General features: G+C 64.8%; 5 protein-coding genes and 1 pseudogene. 2 read left to right on the forward strand and 4 right to left on the reverse strand.

From position 1 onward, the window contains the following. Window positions 1–199 precede the first annotated feature (199 nt). Window positions 200–2095, reverse strand: coding sequence for a transketolase (locus tag ABFP37_RS19165; protein WP_347034583.1), 1896 nt, complete (start codon window positions 2093–2095; stop codon window positions 200–202). A gap of 217 nt (window positions 2096–2312) precedes the next feature. Next, complete coding sequence (locus ABFP37_RS19170; RefSeq protein WP_347034585.1) at window positions 2313–2612, reverse strand: YegP family protein; 300 nt, start codon at window positions 2610–2612, stop codon at window positions 2313–2315. A 404-nt stretch (window positions 2613–3016) separates the two neighbouring features. On the opposite strand from ABFP37_RS19170, the gene ABFP37_RS19175 reads away from it, so the two are divergent. Then, on the forward strand, window positions 3017–3430 hold the full coding sequence (locus tag ABFP37_RS19175) for a hypothetical protein (protein WP_347034587.1): 414 nt from the start codon (window positions 3017–3019) through the stop codon (window positions 3428–3430). A gap of 224 nt (window positions 3431–3654) precedes the next feature. Beyond that, window positions 3655–4767, forward strand: coding sequence for a CoA transferase (locus ABFP37_RS19180; protein ID WP_347034588.1), 1113 nt, complete (start codon window positions 3655–3657; stop codon window positions 4765–4767). On the opposite strand, the pseudogene ABFP37_RS19185 reads toward ABFP37_RS19180, so the two are convergent. After that, a pseudogene (locus ABFP37_RS19185) lies at window positions 4757–5903 on the reverse strand (IS3 family transposase). The gene ABFP37_RS19180 and the pseudogene ABFP37_RS19185 sit on opposite strands and share 11 nt — an antisense overlap. A gap of 173 nt (window positions 5904–6076) precedes the next feature. Continuing rightward, the gene (locus ABFP37_RS19190; RefSeq protein WP_347034589.1) at window positions 6077–6655 is read right to left on the reverse strand and encodes a DUF308 domain-containing protein; all 579 of its coding nucleotides are present in this window, start codon (window positions 6653–6655) and stop codon (window positions 6077–6079) included. Window positions 6656–6824: the final 169 nt, after the last annotated feature.

Below are 6824 nucleotides of genomic sequence, written 5' to 3' on the forward strand. Positions count from 1 at the left end.
ACTGGAGCATCATCTGGAAGAGGCCCGGCACAAGAAGGAGCCCCTCGGTTAACCAGATGCCTGGACGACCGGGGTCAGGTGCCCGCCCGGCCGAAGACCTTTGCTCGCCTCCGTTGCGGAGCAGTGGAACGGGGCTCCTGGACCTTGGCTTCTGCGGGCTGGTGTTCGGGCCGGGCCAGGTCAGTGGCTCGCGTTGAGGTTATCCCGTCTGCAGGAGGCTGCGGGCGGCGGCGGTGATGTGCCGAGCGGAGATGCCGGCGGCGTCGAGCAGTTCCTGCGGTGTGCCCGAGGTGGGAAGTCCTTTGACGGCGAGCAGGGCGGCGTGGAGTTCGGGCATGTCGGGGCCGGCGAGGGCTTCGAGGATGGCTGCGCCGATGCCGCCTTCGGGGTAGTGGTCTTCGGCGATGACGATCCTTCCCCCGGTCTCCTGGCAGGTCCGGCGCAGGGTGTCCGTGTCGATGGGTTTGATGGAGTAGAGGTCGATGACGCGGGCATTGATCCCGTCCTCGGCGAGTTGGGCGGCGGCGGTGAGGCATTCGTGCAGGGTTACTCCGGCGCCGATAAGTGTCAGGGCGTCGCGGGATCCGGCGTGGTGGACCTTGCAGCCACCGAGGGGGAATTGTTCGTCCGGACCGTAGATGACCGGGTAGGCGCCCCGGGTGGCGCGGAGGTAGGAGATGCCCGGGGTGTCGGCCATGGCCTTTACGAGCTGGGCGGTGGAGGGGGCATCGGCCGGGTACAGCACACTGGAGCTGTGCACGGCCCGCATGGCAGCGATGTCCTCCAACGCCATTTGCGACGGGCCGTCCTGGCCGATTTCCACGCCGGCATGGGTGCCGACGAGCCGGACATTGACCTGGGAGACTCCTGCCATCCGGATAAAGTCGAAGGGCCGGGAGACCAGGAAAGCCGCGAAACTCGCGGCGAACGCTGTGTAGCCGCGGACCGAGAGCCCGATCGCGGAGGCGACGAGTTGTTGCTCAGCGATGAACATTTCGAAGTACCGTTCCGGGGCGGCGTCTTGGAATTCCCCGGCGTGGGTCGAGTTGCCCACCTCCCCGTCCAGGACAACGACCTCCGGGCGCGCGGCCAGCGCGGACACGGCGGCGCCGAAGGCGGCCCGGGTTGCCACCTCCTCACCCGGCTCCCATCGGGGCAGGCTGACAGCTGCCTGTGCGTTGGAGGTGATCGCAGGGGTGCCGTCTTCAGGGAGGGCCGTGGTGATCCGGAGGTTACCGGGGCCACCGAGCGCTGCCACGGCGCGGTCGGCCATGTCCTTCGGGAGCGGCTTGCCGTGCCAGCCGTTCCGGTCTTCGATCTCGGGAACGCCTTTACCTTTGATGGTTCGGGCGAGAATGACTGTTGGCTGGTCGGGCCGGGACCGTGCCCGGGTGAGCGCGTCGTCGATCGCCGTATGGTCGTGGCCGTCGATGATGAGGGGATGGGCACCGAAGGCCTCCACACGGCGAGCGTAACGCTCCATGTCCCATTGGAGCTCGGTGGGGCCGTTCTGGCCCAGGCGGTTGACGTCCACGATGGCGGTCAGGTTGCCCAGCTTGTAGTAGGCGGCCTTGTCCACAGCCTCCCAGATGGATCCTTCGGCCAGTTCACTGTCTCCGCACAGGACCCAGGTCCGGTACGGCAGCCGGTCCAGGTACCGTCCGGCCAGAGCGACGCCGACCGCGGCCGGCAGGCCCTGGCCCAGCGAGCCGGTCGCGACGTCAACCCAGGGCAGGGCGGGTGTGGGGTGTCCCTGGAGCCGGCCGCCGAACTGCCGGTAAGTATGGATTAGTTCGTCCTCCTCGACCACACCGACCGCCCGATACATGGAGTACAGCAGCGGGGAGGCATGGCCCTTGGAGAAAATGAGGTGGTCGTTCGTCGGCAGCGACGGCTCGTCCCAGTCATAGCGGAGGTGTCGTTCGAGCAGGACAGCCATGAGATCCGCAGCCGACAACGAGGAGGTCGGATGACCGGAACCGGCCTGTGTACTGCACCGGATGGAATCGACGCGCAGTTGCGCCGCAAGCCGTCCGATGAGCCCGGACTGCACCGCCGTCATCGGCGCCAGGGCCGGTTCCTGAGGTTCGGTCATCGTAATCACCTTTCACGCGTTTAAAAGAGTTCCCGTTTCCGGGACGCCGGATCCACCATTGCCCCGGAAGCCGGTTCCTGAGGTTCGGTCATCGTAATCACCTTTCACGCGTTTAAAAGAGTTCCCGTTTCCGGGACGCCGGATCCACCATTGCCCCGGAAGCCGGTTCCTCCGAAGCACCCGGGGAGTTCCGCGGCGGTGGGGCCTGCGTTCCCGGTCAGGCGGCGCCGGCCAACCCGGGTTTGGTTGTTGCGGCCCGGTGCAGCGCCCTGTCGCGGTATGCCCCGGAAGGCTGCCCGGAATGCGTACGCGCTGGTGCAGGGCCGTCCGATTGAGGCGGGCAAAGGTCGGTGATGTGACCCATGCCGGCGTATTCACGGACCGCGGCTATGCCTGCAACGGCGGCGGGTTTGTCGTCAAACGGTTTGGAGATGGCCATGACGGTTCCATCGGGTGCTGTGAGCCGGAACCTGACGTGCGACTGTGCGTCAACGAACAGTTCAAACAAGCCGGCCATAGGGGTCCTCCCGTTCTGTGGGCTTCCTGCCCGGGCGGCGACATCGCAGCGGAAAGGTTCGACGGCGCCTTCGCTGTCCACCCTTGAAATCACTTCACCAAGAGACCAACAGATTGCCGCAGGCAACCAGCGTTGCGCAAGGGCCCGGGGATAATCCACAGGCAACGCCCATGGAAGTCACAGCGAAGGTGCCCCTTGGCGGCCCGCGCAGCGCACAGGGCATCCGCATCCCCGCAGCATACTTCGTGCACGCGAACCGACGCCGACTATGCCTGCCCGAACAGAAGATACTGGGCCATGGGTGGACTACCCCTAAGTCGGGCCGCTCTGGACGGCCCGGATCCGTGAGGGATTGTCGCATCAACGGGGTGCCCGCTCCAAGGAAACGGAACGTCGTCGGAGGGGTGTCAGGATTCCCGGTCGGAGCGGATGATGGACATAGGGATGGCGTCTACGTCGCCGCCATCGGCAAGGCCGGTGCCGTTCGCGAGGCAGTAGTCATCCCTAAGTCTGAGAACCACGAGTGCTCAACCCCCTGGTCGCCAGGGACCAGGGATCGAGCAAGCCTTATTCACGGGCGGGACCCGGAGGCGGCGCGCCAGACTTGTCTAACGGAATGCGGACGCATCTACGAAGGGACCAGCAAGGGAGCAGCAACGTCAGGCCTCACCGAACAGATCAGGCACAGCGTCAACAACCCCCTGACTTCTACTGACTTCGACTTCACAGCAGTTCTCGACGACGTGCTGGGCACTGTCGGTCTCAGCATCAAGGACGCTGGTGGGGACGTGCGTTTCTACGGCGGAGCGGACCCGTGATCGCCAGTCCGTTCCTTTTCGGGTCTGCGGCTGCGGTGGCGCTCGGCGCCAAGGGTGTTGCTGCTTCAGCGATTTAACGCGAACGCGGTGGCGGCGGCCAGGACATCGCCATCGACGTTCGGAGGGCGTTCCAGCGGTTCTCCGGATTCGCGGACGGGCGGTGGGAACAGGTCAACGGACGGCCGCCGTCGCTTAAGTGGAATAAGTACAACCCGTTCGGCGAAGTGCCGTTCTTCCGCGCTACCCGGGACGGGCGGCATGTGGTTGCGCTCAATGTCTACCCGGGGCTGCACCAGAGGGCCCTGACGTTCCTGGACTGCGCGGACAACGTCAAGTCGGTCCACGAGGCCATCGCGAGGCGGGACGCCGATGAGCTCGAGGAGGCGGCCGCTGATGCCGGCATCATCATCGCCAAGGTGCGATCGACCGAGGAGTCCTTCCAGGAGCAGCAGTACCAGCATGTGCTGCAGCACATGCCACTCATCTCCGTCGATAAGATCGCTGATGGCGATCCGCAGCCGCTGGCGGCCGGTGCGTCAACGCCGCTGGAAGACATCCGGGCCTTGGGAATGGGGCATGTCATTGCCGGCTCCGGGATCGGCCGGGATCTGGCATCGTTTAGGGCTGACGTCCTGAACGTGTGGCGCCCCGACGACAGCGAGGTCGAAATGTTTTACTGGGACACACAGGTAGGCATGCGATCGGCGTACCTATCCGATACCGGCGACGATCGTGCCAAGCTGGACGAGCTTTTGCGGGAAACTGACGTCTTCTTCTCCAACCGTCACCCTGCCCACCTAGAGCAGGTCGGCCTGACGGCCGAGAAGGTCGCCACCGGCCACCGGGGTCTGATCCATGCGCAGGTGCCGCTGCACGGCGCCGAGGGGCCGTGGGCGACACGCCCGGGATTCGACGAGATCGGCGCTTGCGTCAGCGGGATCTTCGCTCTCGGCGGCACGCTCGAAGACCCCAGGATGCCACCGCTGCTGCCCATAGTCGATAACATCGTCGGCTGGTTCGGCACGGTCGGGATAATGGAGGCGCTCCGCCGCAGAGCCGCCGAGGGCGGCTCCTACCGAGTGCGGGTCTCACTCACCCGCGTCTGTCTCTGGCTGATCTCCCTGGGGATCTTCGACAAGGAGTTCGCTACCACCACAGCGGGGAGCACTGCGGAACACTCGGTCATACCGCCCGAGCTGTTCACCGCAAAGACCCCCCTCGGCACCTACCAGGGAATGACCGATCAGATCGAATTCTCTTCACTGCCGCAGGGATTTACCACCACGGTGCTGCGGCCTGATTGGGCCCCCATTAGCAGTCCAGCGTCTATGCGATAGCTAATTGGTTTTCTTGCGTCCATTTTTCCCAGTAGCGTTTCGGCGTCATGCCGTCCAGGGAACCGTGGGGCCGTTCATGATTGTAGATAGCTTTCCATTCCATGGCCAAATACTTCGCTTCGGCCATGGTGTCCATGATTTCTCCGGCGAGTTGTTCCCTTCTGCACTGGGCGTTGAAGGATTCGATAAAGCCGTTCTGCCAGGGCGATCCCGGGTCGATGAACGCGGTGTCGACGCCGGCGCTGTTGCACCACTCGATCAGTGCGGCGGCTGTGAATTCCGGCCCGTTGTCACACCTGAGGTAGGCCGGGACGGTGCCGGTTTCGGCGATGATGTTCTCCAGCACCGCGACCACGTCCGACGCTTTGAACGACCGGCGCGGGATGACCGCCAGCGCCGTGCGCGTGTATTCGTCGATGACGTTGAAGAACCGGATATGCCGCCCGCAGGAGGTCACGTCCGACTGAAAGTCGAAGCTGACCACATGCATCGGGTACTCGGCCGCCAACCGCTTCTGCTCCCCGGCGCCGGGCCCGGTCCGGCGCTTCTTCCGCGCCCGGGTTTACAGACCAGATCTTCGTCGCGCCAGAGCCGGCGCACCCGCTTCCTGTTCAGCGCCACACCGTCCCACTCAGGCTGGGCCAGCAGATGCCAGCGGGCCTTCCGCCAGCCCCACGCCGGGTGCTTCACGGCGAGTGCGCGCAAGGCTGCGCGGAGCTGGGCTTCCTCAAAGCCCATGTCAGGTTTCTTCTTGCGGAACGCGGACCGGTTCTGCCCCAGGACCTTGCAGGCGAAGCGCTCGGACGCCCCGAACTTCTCCACCGCCATGCGCACGGCACGGCGGCGGGGCTCGGGGCTCAGAATTTTCCCTTCGCCACCTCTTTCAGGATGTCGATGGCCAGTTCCTTCTCCGCCAACAGGCGCTTGAGCCGGGCGTTCTCCTTCTCCAGCTCCTTCGCCCGCTTGGACGCCTCGGCGTTCTTCTCGGACCCGTACTGGTTCAACCACCGGTACCAGGTCGCCTCGGTGACCTGAAGTTCCTTGATGACCTCGACCATCGGGCGGCCGTCGTTGAGCATCTTCTGGCCCTGCCGGACCTTGGCGATGACCTGCTCCGGGGTGTGTCTGCGTGCCATGATTCGTGAATTTCCTCCTGTGCCCATTCTCGGACACGAAACTCACGCAAACACCGGACTCCTACACGGGGACCCAACCAAGCCGATGGGCGCCGATCAACCGGAATGGTTGCCGCGAGTAACTCATCCGGCCTGAGCCGCAATGGGGCTATCGATCGGCTGCAGCTATGGCACTAGGGCGTCGATGGCCGGGGCCCGCTATGCTCCGACGCCGGTCCGGCCGCGAAGCCGCGGAGCTGGAAGCCAGCTGCCAGCAGCAGAACGCCCATCAGGAACGCGAACATTGCCAGCAGCCCGAGGATACCGGCGCCCGGCAGGATTAGGACGTAGAGGCCGAACAATGCGGTTGCAACACCGCTGGCCAGCCAGGTCCACCAGGATTTCAACGTCTTCTTCGCCTCAAAAGAGAGCGCGATCTGGGTGACGCCCAGAACGAGGGCCCAGGCGCCGATCACCAGTGCCAGCGACAGGGCTGTAGGGGCCGGCCAAACGAAGGCGAGGACGCCAGCGAGAACGGACATGACCCCTCCGACGAGTGCCCAGACGGACCGGCGGGGGCGATCGGAGAAGTAATGGACGATGTTCGCGATTCCATCCACGCCGGCATAGAAGCCGAACAGATAAATCAGGGCCGGGACGGTAACGCCAGGCCAGAGGATCACAAGGATCGCGAAGAGGATGGCGAGGGCGCCGCGGACGAACAGTGCAGTTCCCGCTCCCTCGAAAGATTTCTGTTCCGCAAAGTAGGACATGATTTCACCGCACGGTGTGCTGAGCCTTTTATGTGAACCTGCCCACGCTTGCCAGCGTGGGGGTGCCTCTATGGTTTTCGTCAAGCGGCTGAGGGTAGCCGGGGTTCGTAGAAGGTGCCGTCCCTGAGCATGGCGTAGAGGGTGTCGCAGCGGCGGCGGGCGAGAGCGA

Source organism: Burkholderia sp. RS01 (genome assembly GCF_039748055.1).
Classification (GTDB): Bacteria; Actinomycetota; Actinomycetes; order Actinomycetales; family Micrococcaceae; genus Arthrobacter.